The 23,785-nt window shown below is 73.1% G+C and carries 21 protein-coding genes; 10 read left to right on the top strand and 11 right to left on the bottom strand.

Going from position 1 to position 23,785, the window contains the following annotated elements; genetic code table 11:
• The first annotated feature begins 81 nt into the window (after positions 1-81).
• Both H9641_RS09025 and H9641_RS09020 read left to right on the top strand, forming a co-directional pair.
• The gene (locus tag H9641_RS09025) at positions 82-588 is read left to right on the top strand and encodes an acyl-CoA thioesterase (RefSeq protein WP_191803006.1); all 507 of its coding nucleotides are present in this window, start codon (positions 82-84) and stop codon (positions 586-588) included.
• A gap of 70 nt (positions 589-658) precedes the next feature.
• Complete coding sequence (locus H9641_RS09020) at positions 659-1,471, top strand: hypothetical protein (RefSeq protein WP_191803003.1); 813 nt, start codon at positions 659-661, stop codon at positions 1,469-1,471.
• On the opposite strand, the gene H9641_RS09015 is transcribed toward H9641_RS09020, so the two are convergent.
• The 7 genes from H9641_RS09015 to ptsP all read right to left on the bottom strand — a co-directional run bounded on the left by H9641_RS09015 (position 1,455) and on the right by ptsP (position 8,291).
• On the bottom strand, positions 1,455-3,113 hold the full coding sequence (locus H9641_RS09015) for an SDR family oxidoreductase (RefSeq protein ID WP_191803001.1): 1,659 nt from the start codon (positions 3,111-3,113) through the stop codon (positions 1,455-1,457). The genes H9641_RS09020 and H9641_RS09015 overlap by 17 nt on opposite strands.
• 73 nt (positions 3,114-3,186) lie before the next feature.
• On the bottom strand, positions 3,187-3,483 hold the full coding sequence (locus tag H9641_RS09010; protein WP_191802999.1) for a hypothetical protein: 297 nt from the start codon (positions 3,481-3,483) through the stop codon (positions 3,187-3,189).
• Positions 3,484-3,611: 128 nt separating this feature from the next.
• The gene (locus tag H9641_RS09005; protein ID WP_191802997.1) at positions 3,612-4,610 is read right to left on the bottom strand and encodes a DNA topoisomerase IB; all 999 of its coding nucleotides are present in this window, start codon (positions 4,608-4,610) and stop codon (positions 3,612-3,614) included.
• Between the two features lie 36 nt (positions 4,611-4,646).
• Positions 4,647-5,024 (bottom strand): hypothetical protein, encoded by a 378-nt coding sequence (locus H9641_RS09000; protein ID WP_191802995.1) that lies wholly within the window; start codon positions 5,022-5,024, stop codon positions 4,647-4,649.
• A gap of 62 nt (positions 5,025-5,086) precedes the next feature.
• Positions 5,087-5,995: an acyl-CoA thioesterase gene (locus H9641_RS08995; protein ID WP_191803228.1), complete on the bottom strand. Its 909-nt coding sequence runs from the start codon at positions 5,993-5,995 to the stop codon at positions 5,087-5,089.
• A gap of 61 nt (positions 5,996-6,056) precedes the next feature.
• The gene (locus H9641_RS08990) at positions 6,057-6,455 is read right to left on the bottom strand and encodes a globin (RefSeq protein WP_191803226.1); all 399 of its coding nucleotides are present in this window, start codon (positions 6,453-6,455) and stop codon (positions 6,057-6,059) included.
• Positions 6,456-6,599: 144 nt separating this feature from the next.
• Positions 6,600-8,291: a phosphoenolpyruvate--protein phosphotransferase gene (gene ptsP / locus H9641_RS08985; RefSeq protein ID WP_191802993.1), complete on the bottom strand. Its 1,692-nt coding sequence runs from the start codon at positions 8,289-8,291 to the stop codon at positions 6,600-6,602.
• A 231-nt stretch (positions 8,292-8,522) separates the two neighbouring features.
• On the opposite strand from ptsP, the gene H9641_RS08980 reads away from it, so the two are divergent.
• Positions 8,523-8,753 carry a glucose PTS transporter subunit EIIB gene (locus H9641_RS08980; RefSeq protein WP_056648565.1) on the top strand — a complete coding sequence of 77 codons (231 nt, stop codon included), beginning with the start codon at positions 8,523-8,525 and terminating at the stop codon, positions 8,751-8,753.
• Between the two features lie 9 nt (positions 8,754-8,762).
• Positions 8,763-9,284, top strand: coding sequence for a PTS sugar transporter subunit IIA (locus tag H9641_RS08975; RefSeq protein WP_191802991.1), 522 nt, complete (start codon positions 8,763-8,765; stop codon positions 9,282-9,284).
• Positions 9,285-9,315: 31 nt separating this feature from the next.
• Here H9641_RS08975 and H9641_RS08970 read toward each other — a convergent pair whose 3' ends face one another.
• Positions 9,316-10,425: a mechanosensitive ion channel family protein gene (locus tag H9641_RS08970; protein ID WP_191802989.1), complete on the bottom strand. Its 1,110-nt coding sequence runs from the start codon at positions 10,423-10,425 to the stop codon at positions 9,316-9,318.
• 217 nt (positions 10,426-10,642) lie between these two features.
• Between H9641_RS08970 and malQ the strand changes: the two genes are divergently transcribed.
• Entirely contained in the window at positions 10,643-12,823 is a 2,181-nt protein-coding gene (gene malQ / locus H9641_RS08965; protein ID WP_318244477.1) for a 4-alpha-glucanotransferase, read from the top strand.
• Positions 12,824-12,985: 162 nt separating this feature from the next.
• On the opposite strand, the gene pepN is transcribed toward malQ, so the two are convergent.
• Positions 12,986-15,547 carry an aminopeptidase N gene (gene pepN, locus H9641_RS08960; RefSeq protein ID WP_191802985.1) on the bottom strand — a complete coding sequence of 854 codons (2,562 nt, stop codon included), beginning with the start codon at positions 15,545-15,547 and terminating at the stop codon, positions 12,986-12,988.
• Positions 15,548-15,750: 203 nt separating this feature from the next.
• Between pepN and H9641_RS08955 the strand changes: the two genes are divergently transcribed.
• From H9641_RS08955 to H9641_RS20460, 3 genes are all read left to right on the top strand, one after another.
• Positions 15,751-16,398 (top strand): mycothiol-dependent nitroreductase Rv2466c family protein, encoded by a 648-nt coding sequence (locus H9641_RS08955; protein ID WP_404821934.1) that lies wholly within the window; start codon positions 15,751-15,753, stop codon positions 16,396-16,398.
• A 103-nt stretch (positions 16,399-16,501) separates the two neighbouring features.
• Positions 16,502-16,972: a pyridoxamine 5'-phosphate oxidase family protein gene (locus H9641_RS08950; RefSeq protein WP_191802981.1), complete on the top strand. Its 471-nt coding sequence runs from the start codon at positions 16,502-16,504 to the stop codon at positions 16,970-16,972.
• Between the two features lie 159 nt (positions 16,973-17,131).
• Positions 17,132-18,406 (top strand): hypothetical protein, encoded by a 1,275-nt coding sequence (locus H9641_RS20460; protein WP_191802979.1) that lies wholly within the window; start codon positions 17,132-17,134, stop codon positions 18,404-18,406.
• A gap of 144 nt (positions 18,407-18,550) precedes the next feature.
• Here H9641_RS20460 and H9641_RS08940 read toward each other — a convergent pair whose 3' ends face one another.
• Positions 18,551-20,596 (bottom strand): M13 family metallopeptidase, encoded by a 2,046-nt coding sequence (locus H9641_RS08940; RefSeq protein WP_191802978.1) that lies wholly within the window; start codon positions 20,594-20,596, stop codon positions 18,551-18,553.
• 60 nt (positions 20,597-20,656) lie between these two features.
• On the opposite strand from H9641_RS08940, the gene H9641_RS08935 reads away from it, so the two are divergent.
• Together H9641_RS08935 and H9641_RS08930 are read left to right on the top strand one after the other, a co-directional pair.
• A complete protein-coding gene (locus H9641_RS08935) occupies positions 20,657-21,115 on the top strand; it encodes a ribose-5-phosphate isomerase (protein ID WP_056648578.1) in 459 nt (152 codons plus the stop codon).
• A gap of 45 nt (positions 21,116-21,160) precedes the next feature.
• The gene (locus tag H9641_RS08930) at positions 21,161-22,198 is read left to right on the top strand and encodes an Fpg/Nei family DNA glycosylase (RefSeq protein ID WP_191802976.1); all 1,038 of its coding nucleotides are present in this window, start codon (positions 21,161-21,163) and stop codon (positions 22,196-22,198) included.
• 94 nt (positions 22,199-22,292) lie between these two features.
• Here the strand turns inward: H9641_RS08930 and H9641_RS08925 are convergent, their stop codons facing one another.
• On the bottom strand, positions 22,293-23,633 hold the full coding sequence (locus H9641_RS08925) for a GNAT family N-acetyltransferase (protein ID WP_191802974.1): 1,341 nt from the start codon (positions 23,631-23,633) through the stop codon (positions 22,293-22,295).
• Positions 23,634-23,785: the final 152 nt, after the last annotated feature.

Genomic DNA, 23,785 nt, shown 5'->3' with positions numbered 1-23,785 from the left:
GGGTGGCCCGGGTGCCCCCACGTCCCGAGCCATCGGCCGCGACGTGGTGCGAGGCCCTGCGGAATCGAAGAAAGGACTTCCATGACCCGCCTGCACGTCCCCGTCGCCCTGCGTTGGTCCGACCTCGACGCCTACCAGCACGTCAACAACGTCGAGATGCTCCGGCTCCTCGAGGACGCCCGCATCACGGCCTTCTGGCGTCATCCCGAGGCCACGGTCGAGGAGAGCTGGCCCACGGCCGTGCTCGACACGGGCCCCCACGCGACCTCGCACACGCTCGTCGCCCGGCAGGAGATCGAGTACCTGCGGCCGCTCGGCTTCACGCGCAGCCCGGTGCGCGTCGAGATGTGGCTCGGGCACCTGGGCGGGGCGAGCCTCGAGGTCTGCTACGAGGTCCACACCGAGTGGCCCGAGCCCTCGGGACGCACCGGACCCTCGATCGGTAGCCGCCCCTACGCCAAGGCCGCGACGACGATCGTGGTCGTCGACGCGTCGACGGGGGCTCCGCGACGCATCACGGACGACGAGCGCGCTGCCTGGCAGCCCTTCGTCGAGGACCCTCTGGAGTTCCGGCGCAGGGGGCGTTGACGAGATGCTGAGAGGGGTGGTGACGAACTCGACGGTGACGGATGTCCCCGGTAGATGTCATGATGCGCGCGTGGACACCGTAGAGGTCGTCGGCGAGGCCGAGGCCGTCACCGCCGAACGCGAGACCGTCGAATCCGAGATCGCCGCGCCTGTCGTCCGGCGGACGATCCCTCCCGTCTCGGAGGTCGAGGCGGAGCTCGGCGCCGTGGACTGGCAGGCCCTCCAGGGCGCGTTCGGCCCCGCCGACGCGTTCCCGCCCCTGGTGCGCGCCGTCGTCGGGCCCGAGGGACCCGAGCGCGACGAGGCGCTCGACCTGCTGTGGCAGGTCGTCAACCACGACGGCGCGCTCTACGAGGCGTCGCTGCCCGCGCTGCGCGTGCTGGCCGCGGTCGTGCGGGACGAGGGCCTGGCCGAGGAGGTCCGGAGCGGCGTCGCGCTCCTGCTGCTGACCATGGGGGCCGCGCACCTGCCCGGCGAGCCCGCCGAGCAGGTCGACCTCCAGCTCGAGGTCCTGCTCGCCGCGCAGGAGCTGCTGCCCGGCCTCGACGCCGCGTTCCTCGGTGGGCCGCGCACGCTGCAGGTCGCGCTGCTCGCCTTCCAGGCCGTCACGGGCGAGGCGACCTCGTTCGCCGGACGCGCCGCGATCGCCCGGCTCGTCGCCTCGGAGGATCCCTTGCTCGCGGCGATCGCGTCGCTCGCGTTCGACCTCGTCTCGGGGGCCGTGCCCGCGCGCGGGGCGGTCCACCGCCCCGGCGTCCTCGACGAGGACATCCGTGAGCTCATCGAGGACTACGCCGACCTCACCGACGTGACCCTCGCGGGCATGGTCGTGAGCGAGACCGCGTTCGCGCTCGTGGACCGGATGCTCACCGCGGAGGAGTGACGGTCCGGTCGGCCGTGCCCGGACCCGTGCGCGCCGCCGCGGCCGCCCGTTCGGCAGCCTCGGCGATGTTCTTCTGCATGCCACCGAACACCACGCCGTGGAACGGCTTGACCGACCACCAGTAGGCCTGGCCCGCGAGCCCGTGCGGGTAGAAGAGCGCGCGCTGCGCGAAGTACGTCCGGCACGGGCCGGACGCGTCCTCGGGGGCGGGGCCGACGTCGTCGGGCTCCGCGACCTCCTCGGCCGCCTCGTCCACCCGCAGCTCGAGCCACGCGAGGCCGGGGAGCCGCATCTCGGCGCGCAGCAGCAGCCGGCGGCCCGGCTCGATCGCCTCGACCCGCCAGAAGTCCAGGACGTCGTCGACCACGAGCGTGTTCTCGTCACGGCGCCCCCGGCGCAGACCCGGTCCCCCCGACAAGCGGTCCATGAGCCCGCGGACCCGCCACGCGAGCGACCACGAGTACCAGCCGCCCTGCCCACCGATCGACTCGACGACCTTCCACAGGACGTCGGGCGGGGCGTCGACCACGCGTCGCCGCTCGTCGACGTAGAGCGAGCCGCCCGCCCAGTCGGGGTCCGAGGGCAGCGGGTCGCTCGGTGCCCCCTCGACCGCGGCCGACGACCAGCGGGTGGTCACCTCGCCGTCGTGGATGCGCTCGAGCGCGAGCTCGACCGCGCGGCGGAAGCCGATCAGCCCGCCGGGAGGGTCGGGGACGTACTGCGCGATGTCGTGCTCGTCGCACACGACCTCGTGGACGAGCGACTCCACGAGGGGGCGCGCGATGCTCGCGGGGACAGGGGTCACGAGACCCACCCAGTGGCTCGACAGGCGCGGGGTCAGGACCGGGACGCTCACGATCAGCCGCCGGGGGAGCCCCGCGACCTGGGCGTAGCCCTGCATCATCTGGCGGTACGTGAGGACGTCGGGGCCGCCGACGTCGAACGCCCGCGAGACGTCTGCGGGCATCGTGGCGCTGCCGACCAGGTAGCGCAGCACGTCACGGATCGCGATCGGCTGGATGCGGTTGTCGACCCAGCGCGGCGTCGTCATCGCGGGCAGGCGTTCGGTCAGGTAGCGCATCATCTCGAACGAGGCCGAGCCCGAGCCGAGGATCACCGCGGCCTGGAGCACCGTCGTCGGGACTCCCGAGGCGAGCAGGATCTCCCCGACCTCCTTGCGCGAGGCCAGGTGCGGTGACAGCTCGGCGTCGTCGACGTCGGGGAACAGGCCGCCCAGGTAGACGATCCGGCCCACGCCCGCCTCGCGGGCGGCCTGCGCGAAGGTCAGCGCGGTCCGCCGGTCGCGGGCCGCGAACGAGCTGCCCGTGCCGAGGGAGTGGACGAGGTAGTACGCGACCTCGGCCCCGCGGAGCGCGTCGCGGATCTGGTCGAGGTCGGACGCGTCGGCCTGCACGAGGTCCACGCGGCGCGCCCAGTCGCGTCCGGCCAGGCGTTCGGGGCGGCGGGCGAGCGCCCGGACATGGTGCCCGGCGTCCAGGAGCTCGGGGACCAGGCGGCCACCGACGTACCCCGTGACGCCCGTGACGGCGACCGTCAGGGGGGTCGGCTCGGAGCTCTCGGTCGGTCTGTCGGCAGGGGCGGTCGCGGTGGGTGGGGGAGCGGTGTCGTCGACGGGAGTCATGGTGCTCCCCATGGTGGCCCGGGGGCCGGCCGCTCGCGACCTGCCGGCCCCCGGGACCTGGGCGTGATCCGCGTCAGGCGGGAAGAGCGAGGACCAGGACGAAGAACGCGAAGAACGGCACGCCGATGATCGCCAGCCCCCACTTCCACCACCAGTGGATCGACAGCTCGCTGCGTGCGCTCGTCGTCTCGTCCGCGGTCAGCGGTCGCTGGGCCCAGCCCGACGGCGTCAGCGTCGCGAGGCTGTACTCCCGCGGCACCGTGATACGGAAGAGCCAGAAGATGTGGACGTACGCGTAGGCGAGGACCAGCGCCTGCTCTGGAGAGATGTGCTGTGACTTGGCCTTGCGGCCCCAGCCGAAGAAGATCATCGTCGATGCTCCGTGCTTGAACGTGATGAGATGGCGGCAGAACGTAGCACGTCCAGGAGACTCCCAGGAAGGGCCGTTCGTCCCGCGGGGCTCGTCCGTCTCCGGAGCAGCCTGGACCGGGCCCGCGACTAGGCCAGCAGGTCGAGCACCGCACGCTCCACCGCGGCCTGGCTCCGGCGCCTGCCCAGGAGCGGAGCGACGGTCTGCCCGCGCTCCCAGAGGTCGATCAGGCGCGGGTCGACGTACGACGACCGCGCGACGGCCGGGGTGTTGCCGAGCTCGTCGGCGACGTCCCGGACGACGCCTGCGACCACCGCGCGCCGAGCACGGGCCGAGGCGGGTGGCGCGCCCGAGTCCGCGAGCGCGAGGGCCGCGAGGACCGTCGCGTGCCAGGTGCGGAAGTCCTTCGCGGTCGCGTCCTCGCCGAGGCGCTCCTTGAGGTAGGCCGTCACGTCCGCGCTCGTCACGTCGTGCCAGACGACACCGCCCGGCGCCTCCTCGCGCCACGCGAGCAGATCGCCCGCGTCCCGACGCCGCACGAGCGTCGTGACGATCTCGCGCACCCGATCGTCGTCGACGACGACGTCACGCACCTGGCCCGACTTCGCGGGGTAGCGGAAGTGGACCGAGCCGTCGCGGCGCACGCGCACGTGCTCGGTCAGCAGCGTCGCGAGCCCGTAGCTGCCGTTCGCCTTCGCGTACGTCTCGCTGCCGGCCCGGAAGTACGCGAGGTCCAGGAGCCGGAACGCGAGCGCGAGGACCTTCTCGCGCGGCATCCCGTCGAGGGCGAGGTCCTTGGCGACGCGGCGGCGAGCCGCAGGCAGGCGGGCGCCCACCGCGAGGACGTGGTCGAACTTGCGGCGGCTGCGGCGCTCCCGCCACTGGTCGTGGTACAGGTACTGGCCGCGCCCCGCGTCGTCGTACCCGAACGCCTGGATGTGGCCGTCCGGGTACCGGCAGATCCAGACGTCCGACCAGGCGGGCGGGACGACGAGGCGCGTGCAGCGTGCGACCTCGTTCCTGTCGGTCAGCCGGGAGCCGTCGACGTCGAGGTACGAGAAGCCCTTCCCGTGGCGGCGTCGGCCGTACCCGGGCGAGGAGACCGAGACGCGGCGCAGGCGGACCATCCGGTCATCCTGCCCCGCGCCCGGGCGGCTCGCCCGTCAGGCTGTCGCGTCCTGAGGGCGGAACTCGTGCACGACCTCGATGCGCCCCACGATGTGCGCGTTGAGGTCCGGCAGGTCCTCTGCCGGGACCCACAGCTCGAGGATCGTCCGCCCGCCCGCCTGCTGGACGGGGTAGCGCTCGAGGAACGAGGACTCGACCTGGAAGCGCGTCACATAGCCGACCCCCGAGTGCGGGACGTTCCAGTCGCGCGCGATCCGGATCGCATACTCCTCGTTCAGCACCGGGTAGAAGATCGGTTGCTCAGGCAGCCGTGGAGGCCAGGCCGTCCAGCCCGACGCCTCGACGAGCGCGAGCTCGGCCGGTCCCGTGGGTCGCCACAGGGTCGTGAGGGCTGGCGCCAGGGGCGTGGACATGAGGCTCCGATCATCGATGGCCTCGGAGTGTCGCACGGTCCACCAGGCGCCAGCCACCTCATTCAGACCGGGAGCCGCAGCATGCCCTCCTGCGCGATGCTCGCCACGAGCGTCCCCTCCCGCGTGTAGACGCGGGCGGCCCCGAGGCCGCGCCCACCCTGGGCGCTGGGGGAGGACTGGACGTAGAGCAGCCAGTCGTCGACCCTCGCGTCACGGTGCCACCACATGGCGTGGTCGAGGCTCGCGATCGACGCGCCGGGGGTGACCCAGCTCGAGCCGGTCTTGCGCAGCACGGGCTCGAGCATGATCTGGTCGCACGCGTACGCCATGAGGGCACGGTGCAGGAGCTGGTCGCCCTCGACGGGCCCGCGGGCCTTCATCCACACCATCTGGTGGTCGGTGCGCTCGGCGCCGGGACCCAGGTAGAGCGAGCCGCCCACGTGCCGCAGGTCGAACGCGGCCTCGTGCGAGCGCGAGCGTGCCGCGGGGTGCGGGATCTTGCCGAGCTCGTCGAAGGCCGACGGGAGGGTCTCGGGGGCGGGTGCCTCGGGCATGGGCGAGGTGTGCTCGACGCCGTCCTGCTCCTCCTGGAACGAGGCGATCATCGACAGGATCGGCTTGCCGTGCTGCACGGCGTGCGTGCGGCGTGCGCTGAACGAGCGGCCGTCGCGCAGCTTCTCGACGGCGAACTCGATGGGGGCGTCGAGGTCGCCCGCGCGCAGGAAGTAGCCGTGCATCGAGTGTGGCCGCCGGTCGCCCTCGACGGTCAGGCCTGCGGCCATGAGCGCCTGGGCGAGCACCTGGCCGCCGTAGATCCGGGCGTTGGGCTGGTCGACGCTCAGGCCGCCGAAGCGCACGTCGGCGCCGTCGGAGCGGGAGTCGTCGGCCGGCTTCTCCTCGAGCTGGAGCGCGCGCAGCAGGTTGCCCAGCGGGTCGCGGGCGAGCTCGTCGGCCGTGACCTTGGTCCGCAGGGGCTGGGTGTGGTCGCGTTGCTCGGACTGGTCGGTGCGGGGGGCCGTCACGTCGGTCACGTCACTCCTCGAAGGTGTTGATCAGCGAGTGGGCGGCACGTTCCAGGTAGTCCCAGAGCGTGGCCTCGTGCAGCGGCGCGAGGTCGAGAGAGTCGACGCCTGCGCGCATGTGGGCGAGCCAGCGGTCCCTCGCGTCGGGGTTCACCTTGTACGGCGCGTGGCGCATGCGCAGGCGCGGGTGCCCACGCTGCTCGGAGTAGGTGGTGGGCCCGCCCCAGTACTGCTCGAGGAACGTCGTCAGCCGGACCTTGGCCGGGCCGAGGTCCTCCTCGGGGTACATGGGCTTGAGCACCGGGTCGGCCGCGACACCCGCGTAGAAGACGTCGACGAGCTGCACGAAGGTCTCGTGCCCGCCGATCTCGTCGTAGAACGAGCCCGCCGAGGTGACGGACTCGCGCAGCCGCGGGGCGGCGGCGCTCACGGGGAGCGGCGCGGGCGAGGCGCCGGGGTGGGGAGCAGGGTCGCTGGTCACGCCGCCATCATCCCACCCGGCGTCGTGCCCGGGGGTGCCGTCACGACGTGACGCTCACCGCTCCCGGGCACGTCACAGCCCCAGCTCGTCGAGCTGTGGCAGGGCTGCCCGCACGACGGCGCGCGCGTCGGTCGCGCTCTCGGCCGCGAGCGCGAGCTGGGCGACCTCACGGCACTGCCCGATCGTGACCGCGCCGAGCAGTGCGGCGACGTCGGGGATCGCCCGCGCGGTCATGGACAGCGAGGACACCCCGAGCCCGACGAGCACGGCCGCGAGCACGGGGTTCGAGGCGGCCTCGCCGCACACGCCCACGGGGCGACCCTGCAGGTCCCCGCCGCGACAGGTCGCGGCGACGAGCTGGAGCACCGCGGGCTGCCACGGGTCGGAGAGCTCGGCGAGCGACCCGAGGAGACGGTCGGCCGCCATGGTGTACTGCGTGAGGTCGTTGGTGCCGATCGACGCGAAGTGCGCCCGCGCGAGGATGGGGCCGGACAGCAGGGCCGCGCTCGGGACCTCGATCATGACGCCCGCGGTGCCCAGTCCGTGCGCCGCGCAGCGCGCGACGAACCACTCGGTCTCCGCGACGGTCGAGACCATGGGGGCCATGACCCAGACCTCGGCCTCCTCGGCCGCGGCAGCGATCGCGATGGCCTCGAGCTGCTGCTCGAGGAGCTCGGGCCACTTCTCGGCCGTGCGCAGGCCGCGCACGCCGAGCGCGGGGTTCTCCTCGTCGTCGACCGACAGGAAGTGCAGGGGCTTGTCGGCCCCCGAGTCGAGCGTGCGGATCACGACCTTGCGACCGGCGAACGCGTGGAAGACCGTCCGGTACGCCGTGACCTGCTCCTCGGTCGAGGGCGGCTGCTCGCGGTCGAGGAAGCAGAACTCGGAGCGGAACAGGCCCACGCCCTCGGCGCCCGCCGCCGCGGCGGGCTCGGCCCCCGCGGGGTCGCCGATGTTGGCCAGGAGCTGGACGCGGTGGCCGTCGGCCGTGCGGCCCTCGCCGGAGAACGTGCGGACGGTCGCCGCCAGCGCCCGGGCCGTGGCGACCTGCTGGTCGGTGGGGTGCACGAGCACCGTGCCCGCCGACCCGTCGACGAGGACCGTGTCGCCCGCGGTCAGGGCCTCGCTCGCGCCCGTCGCGGCGACGACCGCGGGGATGCCCATGGCGTTGGCGACGATCGCGGTGTGCGACGTGGGACCGGCGCCGTCGGTCACGATCGCGAGGACGCGGGCCGGGTCCAGGCCCGCGGTCACCGACGGGGCCAGGTCGAGCGCGACCAGGACGAACGGCTCGGGGTGGTCGGGAACGCCAGGGGCCGGCCTGCCCGAGAGCGCCGCGACGATGCGGTCGCGGACGTCGGCGATGTCGCGCGCTCGCTCGGCGAAGTACCCGCCCAGGGCCTCGAACTGCTGGGCGACGGACTCGGCGGCCTCCCACACCGCGCGCTCGGCGATCAGGTGCTCGTCGATGACGCGCCGCGCGGCGTCGGCCGCGAGCGTCGGGTCGGCGGCCATGGCGGCCGTGGCCTCGAGGACGTCGCGCGTGTCTCCCGTCGCGTTCGCCGCGGCGCGCTCGAGGTCCCCCTGGACCTGTGCCGCCGCGACCGGGATGCGGTCCGCCTCGGCCTGCAGGTCCGCGGTGGGCCGCAGACGGAGTCCGGGCGAGGGCTCCGCGAGCGGTTCGGGCAGGAAGACGACCGGTCCCACGACCTTGCCGGGGCACACCCCGATGCCGGTGATGGTCCGCTGTTCCTCGCTGGCCACGTCGTCCTCCAAGGTCTTGGTCGGGTCCGGCGATCGGCCGGTGTCCTCACCCGCAGTGTTCCCCAGCCGCGTGCGGTCCGCCAAGCGGACGGGCACGTGGTCCCCTGCCGAAATCGCCCGCACGCCCGCGCCCTCCGAGCGCCGACTGAGACTAGGGTGGAGGAAAGAGGCCTGTCCGCAGTCCTTCGCACAGGCAACGGCGCCCGCAGCACAGGAGTCAGGAGTTCGTACATGAGCAAGGCACAGCAGATCCTCGAGGCGCTCGGCGGACAGCAGAACGTCGTCGACCTCGAACCCTGCATCACCCGGCTGCGCGTCGAGGTGACCAACCCGACGCTCGTGGACGAGGCCCGGCTCAAGGCCACGGGGGCCTTCGGCGTGGTGCGATCGGGACGGATCATCCAGGTGATCGTCGGCCCGGAGGCCGACAACCTCGCCGCCGAGCTCGACACCCTGCGCTGACGCGAGCAGATGCCCCGCAGCGGACAGGACGCACGGCCCACGAGGCCCGGCTCGGCGCACGACGGGCCGGGCCTCGTGGTCACCGCGCCGCTGGCGGGGACGGTCGTAGCGCTCGAGGAGGTCCCCGACCCGGTGTTCTCCCAGGAGTTCGTGGGCCCCGGGCTGGCGATCGAGCCCGGGGCGGACGCGGCCGGGGTCTCGACGGTCGTGGCGCCGGTGTCAGGGACCATCGGGTCGCTGTTCCCGCACGCGTTCGCGCTCGAGACCGCCGAGGGGCGCACGGTCCTCGTGCACCTCGGGATCGACACGGTCAGGCTCGGTGGTGAGGGGTTCCAGCTCCACGTCGAGGCAGGAGACCGCGTCGAGGTGGGCGCGACGCTCATCACCTGGGAGCCCGCCCGGGTGGCCGCGCTCGGGCTGTCCACGGTGTGCCCCGTGATCGCGCTCCAGGGCGACCCCGGGCTGCTCGCGTCCCTGGTTCCCCCCGGGACCCAGGTCTCTGCGGGCGAGCCCGTCCTGACCTGGTCCTGAGGCGGCCGACCGGCGCCCGGCGAGCGCTCTGCTAGCGCTCTGCCTGCGGTGACGCCTGGACGGTGTCCTGGGGCAGTTCCTGACGCACCGCGTCGCGGGGCGCGGTGGCGCTCGCGGGAGCCGACACCTGCGCGGGCGGCGTCCCGTGGGCGGGGACGAGCAGGTGGTCGACGGGGTCCGCCTCGACCGTCGAGGGGTCCTCGGCCCCGGCCATCGGGACGTGGGCCGCGGCGAGGCGCTCGCGGGCCGCCTTGCGCAGCGCCCGGGAGATCTCGCCCTGCATCGAGGCCTGGGTCTTGACGCTGACCTTGAGCACGAGCTCCTCGGGGCTCATGGACTCGATGCCGGACACGGCAGGCTGCTCCAGCAGGTAGGTCCCCAGGACGGGGTCCGCGGCGACCTCCTCGCCCGCCTCGCGCAGGCAGCGCTGGACCTCGTCGAGGTCCGCGAAGTAGGCGACGTGCACCTCGGCCGAGGCTCGGCCCCACTCCTGCGACTTGTTGCCCGTGCGCAGGATCTCGCCGTTGCGGATGTACCAGAGGGTGCCGTCCCCGTCGCGGACCTTGGTCACGCGCAGCGCGACCTCCTCGACGGTCCCGGACACGACCCCGAAGTCGACCGAGTCGCCCACGCCGTACTGGTCCTCGAGCAGCATGAAGGTCCCCGAGAGGAAGTCCTTGACGAGGCTCTGGGCGCCGAACCCGAGCGCGACACCGACGATGCCCGCCGAGGCGAGGAACGGTGCGATGTTCATCCCGAGCTCGGTGAGGACCATGAGGACGATGGTCGTCCCGAACAGGATGTTGGCCGTCGAGCGCAGGACCGACCCGATCGTCCGGGCGCGCTGTGCGCGGCGGGCGCTCGTGAGCGGGTTGGCACGCACCAGGATGGTGCCCACGGGAGACTCGGAGAGGCCCTTGAGGCCCTTCATGCCGCGGCGGTCGGTGATCGGGGTGCCGTCCGCGATGTGCTCGGTGACGTTGCCGATGATGCGCCGGACCACGGCCAGCGCGACCGAGCCGATCGCGATGATGAGGATGATCCGGAGGGGAGCACCGAGGAACCACTCGAGCCAGACGTTGGCCTGGTCGGCGATCTTGTCAGTGACGTCGTCGAGGGGGGTCGGGGTCGGTGATGCCATCCCGGCAGGCTACCGGTCCCCGCAGGGCGCCCGACGGCGTCGCGCACCCCGCGTGACGAGCCTCACCAGGAGAGCACGGGCAGGGTCTGCGCAGGCGGCGTGCGGGACCTGTGACGGGGCGCCACGGGGGTGGGTGCAGGCGCGGCCCGGTGGCCGGGGCGACGCCGCGCCGGGCCGAAGGTCTGCCGAGCGGGTCGTGCTCTGGCAGGATCGCCTCGTGAGCGCTCTCCAACATGTCACGGCCGACGTGCCCGAACCGCTGGTCCAGCTGGCCGCGGTCCACGGAGTGGCGCCCGACTTCTGGGGGTTCGACGGGGAACGTCGCCCCGTGAGCGCACAGACCCTCGTCGCGGTGCTCGAGGCGCTCGGGGTGCCCGCCTCGTCCCCCGAGAAGGTCGCCGTGAGCCTCGAGCACTCCGAGGACGACACCTGGCGCCAGATGCTGCCGCCCACGGTCGTCGTCCGGCAGGGCGTCGGCGCGCGCTTCCCCGTGCACGTCACGGACGGTGCGCAGGTCGAGGTGTGGGTCGAGCTCGAGTCTCCCGAGGCGCCTGGCTACCGGTCGACGGCACCTGCGGTGCGCGAACGGCGCGACCTGCCGCAGGTCGACGACTACGTCGAGCCCCGCACGGTCGACGGGCGGGCCGTGGGTCGAGCGACCTTCGCCGTCCCCGAGGACCTGCCCCTGGGGTGGCACGAGATCCACGCGACGAGCGACGGGACGCAGGCCCGCGCGACGCTCGTCGTGACGCCGCAGCGCCTGGAGCTTCCTGACCCCCTGCGCTCGGGAGGTCGTGCCTGGGGCCTCATGACGCAGCTCTACTCGGTGCGCTCGCGCGCCTCGTGGGGAGTCGGGGACCTGGCGGACCTCGCCGACCTCGCCTGGCTCGGCGCGCACCGGGCCGGCGCGGACTTCGTGCTCGTGAACCCCCTGGCCGCGGCCGAGCCACGGACCCCCATGACGCCCTCGCCCTACCTGCCCACGAGCAGGCGCTTCGTCAACCCGCTGTACATCCGCGTCGAGGACGTGCGCGAGACGGGCTACCTCACGGCGGCCGACAGGTCGCTCGTCGAGTGGGCCTTCGACCCCGTCCGCGACCTCAGCTCCGACCCCGGGCCGATCGACCGCGACGCCGCGTGGGAGGCCAAGAAGGCTGCGCTCGAGGTCGTGTTCGCCGCGCCGCGCTCGACGGCCCGGCAGGCGGCGCTCGACGCGTTCCGCGCCGAGCAGGGCAAGGGGCTCGAGGACTTCGCGACGTGGTGCGCGCTCGCCGACCACTTCGGTGACCAGGACTGGCCGCCGTACGCGCTCGACCCGTCGTCCCCCGGGGTGGCGGCGCTGCGCGAGCAGCTCGACGACCAGGTCGACTTCTACTGCTGGCTCCAGTGGGTCGCGGACGAGCAGCTCGAGGTCGCGCAGCGCACGGCCCGCGAGGCCGGCATGTCGATCGGTGTGATGCACGACCTCGCGGTGGGCGTGCACCCGCACGGCGCGGACGCGTGGGCGCACCGCGGCGTTCTCGCCGGGGGCGTGACGGTCGGCGCGCCGCCCGACATGTACAACCAGCAGGGCCAGAACTGGTCCCAGCCGCCGTGGCACCCGCAGGCGCTCGCCAAGGCCGGCTACGCGCCGTACCGCGACCTGCTGCGCACCGTGCTGCGGCACGCGGGCGCGATCCGGGTCGACCACATCATCGGGCTGTTCCGGCTCTGGTGGATCCCGGGAGCGGCGCGCGCCGACGCGGGAGCCTACGTCCGCTACGACCACGAGGCGCTCATCGGGATCCTGTGCCTCGAGGCGCAGCGCGCCGGAGCGGTCGTGATCGGCGAGGACCTCGGGGTGTTCGAGCCCTGGGTCCGTGACTACCTGACCGAGCGCGGCATCCTCGGCACCTCGGTCTTGTGGTTCGAGAAGGGGGAGGGCGGGCACCCGCTGCCTCCTGAGGCGTACCGTCGGCTCGCGCTCGCCACGATCACGACCCACGACCTGCCGCCGACCGCCGGATACCTCGCGGGCGAGCACGTGGACCTGCGCGAGCGGCTGGGCCTGCTGACCGAGCCCGCGTACGTGGTCCGCCGTGAGGCGCGCGAGGAGCGGGACACGATGGTCGCGCTGCTCGTCGAGCGCGGGCTCGTCGGCGAGGACCCGTCGGAGCGGGAGCTCGTCGAGGCCCTGCACGTGCTGGTCGCCCAGTCGCCCGCGGTGCTCCTCGGGGTCTCCCTCGCCGACGCCGTGGGGGAGCGACGCACGCAGAACCAGCCCGGCACGGACCAGGAGTACCCCAACTGGAAGGTGCCCCTGGGCGACCCGTCCGGCAACGTGGTGCTGCTCGAGGACCTGTTCGACAACGCTCGGCTGCTCTCGCTCGCGAAGGTCATGCGCGAGGCGCTGTCCTGATCCTGCTGCCGAGGTAGTGGTCCGACGCCGAGGGAGAGGGTTCCGGCCCTCTCCCTCGACGCTGCCCTGCTACTACCTCGCGCACGCACGGGAACGACCGACGCCGGGGTGGAGGGAACCTTCCCCTCCACCCCGGCGTCGGTCGTCAGCGGTGGGTCAGCCTCAGACGTCCGCGGCCTGCGCCGCGAGCGCCCGCTCGACGCCTGCGAGGTTCTCGACGACCAGACGACGCAGCGCGGGGGCGGCGTCGGCGTGGGAGTCGAGCCAGGCCTGCGTCGCGTCGCGCAGCTCGGCGTTCGCGAGCGGCGCGGGGTAGAGCCCCACGACGAGCGTCTCGGCGATGTGGTAGCTCCGCTCGGCCCACAGCGTGGTCAGCGAGGCGAAGTACTTCTCGACGAGCGGGGCCAGGACGGCCGGGTCGTTGACGTGCTGGAAGCCCTGCGTCGTGGCGCGCACGATCGCGTTGGGTGCCTCGTCCGAGTCCACGAGCGACGCGAACGCGGCGAGCTTGGCCGCCGTCGTCGGGGCCGTCGCGGTCGCACGGGCCGCCGACTGCTGGCCCGTGGCGGTGTGGTCCTGGGCGAGTGCGGCGTCGACCTCGGCCTGGTCCGCACGGCCCAGGAGGACGAGGCCCTCGAGGATCTCCCAGCGCAGGTCGGTGTCGATCTCGAGGCCCTCGAGCGTCACGGTCCCGTCGAGCAGCCCGCGCAGCGCGTCGGCGTGAGCCGGGGTCGAGGCGAGGTGCGCGAAGAACTTCACGAACTGGAACTGCGCGTCGGTGCCGGCCTGTGCCGACTGGGCGAGGCGCCACAGCTCGTCGCCCACGACCGCGAGCGTCGCGGCCTGCTTGCCGGGCGTCACGTACGACTTCGCGGCCAGCGCGAGCTGGTTGAGCGTCGTGCGGATCGTCGTGGACTCGGTCTCGCGGGCGATGTTGCCGAGGACCAGGCGCACGTACTCGCCCGCCGGGGTCTCGCCGTCGCGCGTCGCGTCCCAGACCGAGCCCCACACGAGCGAGCGCGCGAGCGGGTCCGTGATGTCCGCGAGGTGCTCGATCGCGACCTCGAGCGAGGACTCGTCGAGACGGATCTTGGCGTACGCCAGGTCGTCGTCGTTGAGCAGCACGAGCTGCGGACGGTCGAGGCCCGCGAGCTCGGGGACCTCGGTGCGGACGCCGTCGACGTCGATCTCGATGCGGTGCTCGCGCACGAGGTTGCCGCCGACCACGTTGTAGAAACCGATCGCGAGGCGGTGCGGGCGGATCGTCGGGTAGTCGGCCGGGGCCTCCTGGAGCACCGCGAACGACACGATGCGTCGGTGCGCGTCGAGCTCGATCTCGGGGCGCAGGGTGTTGACGCCCGCGGTCTCGAGCCACAGCTTGGACCACGAGCCGAGCTCGCGTCCGCTCGTGGCCTCGAGCTCGGTGAGCAGGTCGCTCAGCTCGGTGTTCTGGTACTCGTGCTTCTTGAAGTACTGGGCCACGCCGGCCATGAACGCGTCGATGCCGACCCAGGCGACGAGCTGCTTGAGGACCGAGCCGCCCTTGGCGTACGTGATGCCGTCGAAGTTGACCTGCACGTCCTCGAGGTCGTTGATCGTCGCGACGATCGGGTGCGTCGAGGGGAGCTGGTCCTGGCGGTACGCCCAGGACTTCTCCATGGCCGCGAACGTCGTCCAGGCCTCGTGCCACTCGGTCGCCTCGGCGGTCGCGAGCGTCGAGGCCCACTCCGCGAAGGACTCGTTGAGCCACAGGTCGTTCCACCACTTCATGGTGACCAGGTCGCCGAACCACATGTGCGCGAGCTCGTGCAGGATCGTCACGACGCGACGCTCCTTGATCGCGTCGGTCACCTTGGAGCGGAAGACGTAGGTCTCGGTGAACGTCACGGCGCCCGCGTTCTCCATGGCCCCGGCGTTGAACTCGGGCACGAAGAGCTGGTCGTACTTGGCGAACGGGTACGGGTAGTCGAACTTCTCCTCGAAGAAGGCGAAGCCCTGGCGGGTCTTCTCGAAGATGTAGTCGGCGTCCAGGTGCGGCGCGAGGGACTTGCGCGCGAACACGCCGAGCGGGATCACGCGGCCGTCCGACGAGGTCAGCTCGGAGCGCTCGACCACGTAGGGGCCAGCCACGATCGCGGTGATGTAGGTCGAGATGACCTGCGTGGGCTCGAACGTCCACGTCGAGGCGTCGACCGTGGAGTCGGTCGCGTGCGTCGCGGGGACGGGCTCGGGCGTGGGGGAGTTCGACACGACCTGCCAGGCGGACGGCGCGGTGACCGTGAACTGGAACGTGGCCTTGAGGTCGGGCTGCTCGAACGCGGCGAACACGCGGCGCGAGTCGGGGACCTCGAACTGGCTGTACAGGTAGACCTCGCCGTCGACCGGGTCGACGAAGCGGTGCAGGCCCTCGCCCGAGTTGGTGTACGCGGCGTCCGCGACGACGCGGAGCTCGTTCTCGGCGGCGAGGCCCGTCAGCTGGATGCGGGAGTCCGCGAAGACCTGGGCGACGTCGAGAGCCTCACCGTTGAGGGTGATCTCGTGGACCGTCGGTGCGATCAGGTCGATGAAGGTGCTCGCCCCGGGGGTCGCGGCGAACCGCACCACCGTGGTCGAGCCGAACGTCGTGGGTCCGGTCGTGAGGTCGAGCGCGACCTCGTAGGAACGGACGGTGACGACACCAGCGCGCTCGGCGGCTTCGGCGCGGGTGAGGTTCTCTCCGGGCACAACATCTCCTCAGTACGGATCGGGCTGGCCGGTAGGCCACGACGATTCTCCCACGCGGCGACCTGCCGGTCGCGGACTTTGCGAGGACCTCCTGGCCTGCAGGAATGTGTGCGGGGTCCGTGACGTTGAGCACTCGGGGAGCGGGTCCGTCCTGCCTCCACCCGACCTTCGAACCACCGAGGAGACCTGACCACGTGACTGCTGTGACGACGTCGGACATCGCTGACGACCTGCGCGAGACCGACGCCCCCGTGCGTACCGCCGACTTCTGGTTCGACCCGCTCTGCCCCTGGGCCTGGATGACGAGCCGGTGGATGGACGAGGTCTCCACGGTCCGCGACGTGAGCGTGCGCTGGCACGTCATGAGCCTGTCGGTCCTCAACGAGGGCCGCGAGCTGCCGGAGAAGTACCAGGACCTCATGGAGCGCGGCTGGGGCCCGGTCCGGGTCGTGATCGCGGCGCAGCAGGAGCACGGCGACGACGTCGTCAAGCCGCTCTACGACGCGATCGGCACGCGCCTGCACCCGGGCGGGCGCAGCGACTTCGACGCCGTGATCGCCGAGTCGCTCGCCGAGGTCGGCCTGCCCGCCTCGCTCGCCGAGCACGCGACGAGCGACCGCTACGACGCCGAGCTGCGCGCCTCGCACGCCGAGGGCATCTCGCGCGTGGGCGAGGACGTGGGGACGCCCGTGGTCGCTTTCGGCGACGTCGCGTTCTTCGGTCCGGTCGTCACGCCCGCGCCCAAGGGCGAGGACGCGGGGCGGCTGTGGGACGGGTGCGTCCTGGTCGCCTCGACGCCCGGCTTCTTCGAGCTCAAGCGCACGCGCACGCAGGGCCCGGTCTTCGACTGACGGGCACGCACGCCCGACGGCGCGTCCCCGGCCCGGCCGGAGGCGCGCCGGCGTCGTCCTGGACCGGCCCGGCGGTCGACTGCCGACGTGGAAGGATCGCGGCATGGCCTCCTGGAAGCAGTTCGTCGACGACGCCCCCGATCTTGCCCGGCGGGTGCGCGCCCGTTTCGAGGCGACCGCGCAGCACGTCCTCGCGACCCGGACGCTCACCGGGTCGCCGCGCGTCAGCGGCACCGAGGTCGGTTTCGCCCGCGACGAGGCGTGGATCGGTTCGTCGTCGCGCTCGGGCAAGTCGATGGACCTGCGCCTCGACCCGCGGTTCGTGCTGCACTCGAACCCGGGCGACGGCACGATGACCAGCGGGGACGTGAAGATCGACGGGACCGCCCGTGGTTCCTCGGCCGACGACGCGCGCCGGTTCGGACCCGCGGGGACGGCGGAGCCGGGCGAGCCGTTCCGGCTCTTCTGGATCGACCTGTCGCGCGTCGTGCTGACGACCGTGGACGGTGAGGAGGTCCGGACCGAGACCTGGCGCCCGGGAGCGGGAGTGCAGGTCGACGAGCGGGCGCGCTGACCTGGTCTCGAGGGAGCCGGTGCCTCGGGGCACCGACCTCGCACGGGGTGCATAGCGGACTCATCGGACAGGGTCGCGGTTCGACCGACGCAGGATCGTCGTGCCATGCTGCGTACTTCTGCCCCGAAACTGCGGGGTCCCGTCCTCTGAGGAGCTGTGATGTCCGGCAACGCCCCCGTGCCTCCGCCGCCCCCGCACTCCGAGCCTGCCCAGCGGCCGCCGGCCTTCCAGCCGGGGGCGCAGCAGCCCGCGACGTACCCGACCCCTCCTTCGCCCGACCAGCAGGCGACGGCCTACCAGCCGGTCCAGCCCGCGCAACCGTCGTACGGCGACGGCCAGGCGACCGCGTACCAGGCGCCCGTGCCTCCGGCGCAGCAGCGACCGGCCTATCAGCAGCCGCCGGCCCAGCCGGGCTACGGTCAGGACCAGCAGGCCACGGCCTACCAGCCGGCTCAGCCGGGCTACGGTCAGGACCAGCAGGCGACGGCCTACCAGCCGGCCCAGCCCGCGTACCAGCCGCCGGCCTACCAGCAGCCGCCGGCCCAGCCGGGCTACGGTCAGGACCAGCAGGCCACGGCCTACCAGCCGGCCCAGCCCGCCGCTCCCGTGGCTCAGCCCGTCCACGAGCAGCAGCCTGCGTACCAGCCGCCGCCGCCCGCGTTCGCGCCGGGCTCGGGCCAGGCCGCCCAGCAGGCGGCTGCCCAGCAGCCCGTCTACCAGGGCCAGGCCACCTATCCGCCGCAGGCCGCTCCCCAGCAGCCGGTCTACGCACCACAGCCGGCCGCGCAGCCCTACCAGCCCGCGTACGCCGAGCAGGCGCAGACGGGTGGGGGCGCGCAGCCCCCGGTGCGGCCGAGCGGCCCGGCGACGGGCAGCGGGTCCGGCGGCGGCCGCCGGCTCAGCCCGGGCTGGATCGCGTTCATCGTCGTCGACGTCATCCTCGTCGCGATCGTCATCGCCTTCGCGATCAGCCTCGCGGGCGGCGGCAAGGACGCGGAGTCGCCCGACGGTCAGGGCACGGTCGCGGAGGCCCCGGCGGCGACTCCCGACGCGCCCGCCGAGGCGGAGGACGCCCCGGTCGCGATCGCGGGCGAGACCGTCACGACGCCCAGCAAGAACATCACCTGCACGATCGGTGACCTGGGCATCTCGTGCGGCATCGCGGAGCTCGCCTCGCAGCCCGCGCCCGTCGAGGGGTGCAAGGGCACCACGGGCTACCTCGTGACCCTCACCGCGGACGGTGTCGACATCCCGTGCGTCCCGGCCGCGGACCAGCCGCAGAAGGCAGGCGGTGACGTGGCCGTGCTCGAGTACGACCAGACCAAGACGGTCGGGACCTACACGTGCACGAGCTCCAAGACCGGGATGCGCTGCACGGACAGCGAGACCGGCAAGGGGTTCAACGTGGCCAAGGCCGGGCTCTCGTCCTTCTGACGTCGCACCGCCCGGGTGCGTGACGCACCCGGGCGAGCGGCGCCGTCGGGCGCGTCCGTCTGCCCGACCGATCACCTGGCGCGCGACCGCGGACGCCCGCTGCTCCGCCCCCACGGGGACCGGAGCAGCGGGCGTCCGGGCCCGTCACCAGATGCGGACGCGCTCCTCCGGGGCGAGGTACAGCGCGTCGGACTCCGTCACGCCGTACGCCTCGTAGAACTCGTCCAGGTTGCGCACCACGCCGTTGCAGCGGAACTCGTTGGGGGAGTGCGGGTCCGTCGCGAGACGACGCACGACCTCCTCGTCCCGGCCCTTCGACTGCCACACCTGGGCCCAGCCGAGGAACACGCGCTCGATGCCCGTGAGGCCGTCGATCACCGGGGCCTCGGACAACGGGCGCCCCAGCGCGATGCGGTAGGCCTTGAGCGCGATCGACAGCCCGCCCAGGTCGCCGATGTTCTCGCCGATCGTCAGCGCGCCGTTGACGTGCGGGCCGTCAGCGGGCAGCTGGACCGGGCGGAACTCGTCGTACTGCGCGATGAGCGCCTTGGTGCGGATCTCGAACTCGGCCCGGTCCTCGGGCGTCCACCAGTCCTCGAGGCGGCCGTCGCCGTCGTACTTGGACCCCTGGTCGTCGAACCCGTGGCCGATCTCGTGGCCGATCACGGCCCCGATCCCGCCGTAGTTGACCGCGTCCTCGGCCTCGGGGTCGAAGAACGGCGGCTGGAGGATCGCGGCCGGGAACACGATCTCGTTCATGCCAGGGTTGTAGTACGCGTTGACCGTCTGGGGCGTCATGAACCACTCGTCGCGGTCGAGCGGCTTGCCGATCTTGCCCAGCTCGCGGTCCTGGTCGAACGCGTTGGACCGGCGGACGTTGCCCACCAGGTCGTCGGCCTCGACCACGAGGGCCGAGTAGTCGCGCCACTTGACGGGGTACCCGATCTTGGGCGTGAAGGCCTCGAGCTTCGCGAGCGCCTTGACCTTGGTCTCCTCGGTCATCCAGTCGAGCCCCAGGATCGACTCGCGGTACGCCGCGACGAGGTAGGCGACGAGCTCCTCCATGCGGGCCTTGTGGGCCGGCGGGAAGTGCCTCTCGACGTACACCGCGCCCACGGCCTCGCCCAGCGCGCCCTCGACGAGCGAGACGCCGCGCTTCCAGCGCTCGCGGACCTCCTGCGCCCCCGAGAGCGTGCGGCCGTAGAAGTCGAAGTTCGCCTCGACCAGCTCGTCCGTGAGGTAGGGCGCGCGCGCCGAGACCAGGTGGTAGACGGCCCACAGCTTCCAGTCCTCGAGCGGCACCGACTGCCACAGCTCGGCGAACCCGGTCGCGAAGCCCGGCTCGCGGACCACGAGGTGGTCGAGCGACCCCTCGGGCGCACCCAGGGCCAGGACCCACGCGTGCCAGTCGAAGCCCGGCGCGGACTCGGCGAGCGCGCCCAGCGTCATGGGGTTGTAGGTGAGGTCGGCGTCGCGGTCGCGCACCACGTCCCAGTGGTGGGCCGCGAGCTGGGTCTCGAGCGCGAGCACGCGCTCGGCGGCCTCCTCGGGGGACGCGCCCCACGTGTCCACCGTGACGCCCGCGAGGGTCAGCATGCGTGCGACGTGGGGGACGTACTTGGCACGCACGTCCGCGTACTGGTCCTCGCGGTAGTACGCCTCGTCGGGCAGACCCAGGCCGCCCTGGTAGAGATATGCGACGTACTTCTCGGGGTCCTTGGCGTCGTTGTCGACCCAGAACCCGAACGCGCCGGCACCGCCCGTGCGCTGGAGCGCGCCGAGCGCGCCCGTCAGCTCGGCCTGGGTCGTCGCAGCCGCGAGCAGGGCGAGGTCCGGGGCGAGCGGGGTGACGCCGCGCGCCTCGATCGTGCCGGTGTCCATGAAGCTCGCGAAGAGCGCGCCGATCTGGGCCTGGACGCCCGTGGCGTCACCGGCCTCGACCGCGGCCGCGGCGTCCTTGATGATCTCGCGGACGTGCTCCTCGGCCTGGTCGTGCAGCGCGCGGAACGAGCCGTCCATCGAGCGGTCGGCGGGGATCTCGTGGGACTCGATCCACCTGCCGTTGACGTGCCGGTACAGGTCGTCCTGCGGACGGACGGCCGGGTCGATCGCGGACAGGTCGATACCGGAGGTCGGGGTGCCGGTGGTGCCCGCCGTCTGGCCCTCGACGTGTGGTGAGGTCTGTGTCATGCGTCTCAGGTTATGCGAGCGCGAACGCATCCGGGGGCAGGATCGGGGATGATGGGGGCCATGCGCGTTCACATTGCAGCGGACCACGCGGGGTACGAGCTCAAGGCTCACCTCGTCACGCACCTCAAGAGCTCGGGCCACGACGTCGTGGACCACGGCGCCCACGAGTACGACGCCCTCGACGACTACCCGTCGTTCTGCATCGCGGCCGGCGAGGCCGTCGTCGCGGAGCCCGGGAGCCTCGGCGTCGTGATCGGCGGCTCGGGCAACGGCGAGCAGATCGCCGCCAACAAGGTCGACGGCGTGCGCGCCGCCCTGGCCTGGAACCTCGACACCGCGAAGCTGGCCCGCCAGCACAACGACGCCAACGTCATCTCGGTCGGCGGGCGTCAGCACACGGTCGAGGAGGCCACGTCGTTCATCGACGCGTTCCTCGCCGAGCCGTTCAGCGGCGACGCACGCCACCAGCGTCGCATCGACCAGCTGGCCGCGTACGAGGCCTCGCGCCACCAGGCGTGAGGTCGGGCCTGACCACGCTCCGCGTGCGGGTCGGCGGGGTGCCCCGTGCCTGAGGGGCACACCGTCCACCGCCTCGCGCGGACGTTCGCCGAGCTCTTCGCGGGGCAGGTCCTGGCCGTCTCGAGCCCGCAGGGGCGTTTCACGGCCGGGGCCGCGCTGCTCGACGGGTCCCGCCTGGTCGCCTCGCGGGCCTGGGGCAAGCAGCTCTTCCTGGGCTTCGCCGACGCTTCGGCGCGCCCGGAGCCGGGCGGTGCGCCCAGCGTCCCGCCCGACGACGACCTGCGCTGGCTCCGCGTCCACCTGGGGCTCTACGGGGCCTGGACGTTCGCGGGCGACGGGAGCTCCGCCGTCGTGCACGCGATCGGTGCGCCCCGCAAGCGCATCGGCGAGCGCGACTCGATCCCCGCCGGGCCCCTCGAGCCCCTCGCCCCGCAGGGCGAGGAAGCGTGGACGCCTCCTGCGCCGCGCGGGGCCGTGCGCGTGCGGCTGGTCGGGGCCCACGCGGTCGCGGACCTGACCGGACCCACGGCGTGCGAGGTGGTGTCCGCGGACGAGGTGCGCGCGGTCGAGGCGCGCCTGGGGCCGGACCCGATCCGCGACGACCCCGCTCCGGCCGGCGGCCCCGACCGCTTCGTGGCGGCCGTGCGCCGCTCGCGCACGAGCGTCGGGCAGCTCCTCATGAACCAGGACGTCATCGCCGGGGTGGGCAACATCTACCGCGCCGAGGTGCTCTTCCGTGCGGGCCTGGACCCGCTCACGGCGGGCAGGGACGTGCCCGCGGAGACGCTGCGGGGTGTCTGGGACGACCTGGTCGTCCTCATGCGCGACGGCGCGGCGACGGGCGCGATCGTCACCACGCGCCCGCAGGACCGCCTGCCCGACGACGGCGCGCACCCGGGAGCGCCCGTACGCACCGGGACGGTGCGGCAGAACACCGACGGCTCGGCGGGCTCGGTGCCCGCTGACCAGGCGTTCTACGTCTACCACCGCGACGGCCTGCCGTGCCGCGTGTGCGGGACGCCCGTGCTCATGAAGGAGCTCGCGGCGCGCAAGCTCTACTGGTGCCCGACGTGCCAGCGGTGACGGAGGACGAGGCCGACCGGCCGTCGAGTGCATGATCGTGCTGCGACACGCCCGGTGAGTCGCAGCCGAATCACGCACTCGACGCGGGTCGCGGTCAGAACACCCAGCTCGACACGGGCGCCACGGGCCACCCGAACGCTGCGCTCGCTGCTGCCAGGGCACCGGGCCGGTGCTCGGTGACGAGCCCGGCTGTCGCGAGCGAGACGAGCGAGACACCGCCCAGGAACGCCGAGCCCAGCTCGCGCACGTCGAGCGACACGTCGGCGGGGTCGTCGGTGCGCTCGCACGTCGCCTCGCCGAACGCCGTGGCGCGCAGTCGCCAGTGGCCCGCGTTGTCCGGGACCCGCTCGTCGCTCACGTGCAGGACGACGTCGACGTCCCCCGCGTACTGCCGTCCGGCGAGGGCCACGGGGACGTCGAGCACACGGACCCACAGGTTGTCGGCCACCCGCCCCGCGGCTGCCCGCGGGTTGACCAGGAGGTGGGTGATGGCGTCGTCGACCGGGATCATGAACGGCTCGATCTCGCTCGTGAGATCGAGGTCCGTCAGGACGCCCCACAGTGCTCGGGCGGCAGCCGCGTCGAGCGCGACGACCTCACCCGTGCTGACGGTGCCGCGCGGACCCGTGGTCTCCCACGCGAGCTTGCGGCGGAAGGTCGCGTAGCCGCGTGGCTCCCCGTCGCGCTCGACCACGACGATGCGCTCGGACTCGCGGCCACGGCGGAACACGGCCGGGTCCGACCACCAGGACTCCTGCAGCTCGGGCGTCTCGCGCGTGACCCAGCCGGGCCGGTTGATCCCCGTGCCGTGACCGCCCGGGTCGGCTCCGGCCGCGCGGTGCAGGGTGTCGACGAGCTCTCCGTGCCGGGCGCGGTCGGCCTTCTCGATGCGGACCGTGTGCTCGTCGGCGCCCGGGACGTCGCGCAGGGCTGCGCCCCGGGGGATGGTCAGGCGCAGGTCCTGCGCGGCCTGTCCGTAGCCGAACCGCCCGTAGATCGGGGCCTCGGCAGCGAAGAGCGCCGAGACGGGCTCGCCCGCGGCCCGGGCCTCCTCGAAGTGGAGGTCGATCATGGCGCTGAGGATGCCCCGGCGCCGGTGCTGCGGGTGCACGCCCACCCAGGTCAGGCCGCTCACGGGCAGCGTCCCGCCCGGCACGGGGAACTGGGAGAACGGGTACGAGGAATGCATGGCCGCGAGCTCGCTCACGGTCGGGACGGCGCCGTCGAGCGGGACGGCGTCGGCGTCCTGGTGCTCGCTCACCACGCCGAACGTCCGCGACCAGGTCAGGGGCAGCGGGAGCCCGACCTGCTCGTCGAGGTCGACCTCGGACGGGAAAGCCCACGTGTCCACGTCGAGGAGGGCGCGCTTGTCGGCCTCGGTGAGCGGGGCGAAGCGGTAGCCGGCGGGCAGGGGGCGTGGGGAGGGGGCGGTCATGCCCTCATCATCACGGTGCGGCGGGGGAGCGTGCCAGGGGAAATGTCGGGGGAGTCGTCAGGGCCGTGCCGGGGCGCACCCGGGGCGTCGTAGCGGGGAGCGGCCCACGAGAAGCCGGTCGAGAAGTGGGGGGGGGGGGGGGGGGGGGGGGG

The organism is Oerskovia merdavium, from assembly GCF_014836755.1.
Lineage (GTDB): Bacteria > Actinomycetota > Actinomycetes > Actinomycetales > Cellulomonadaceae > Oerskovia > Oerskovia merdavium.
Note: the sequence above shows the minus strand (reverse complement) of the source record. Positions and strands in the feature narration are given on the sequence as shown.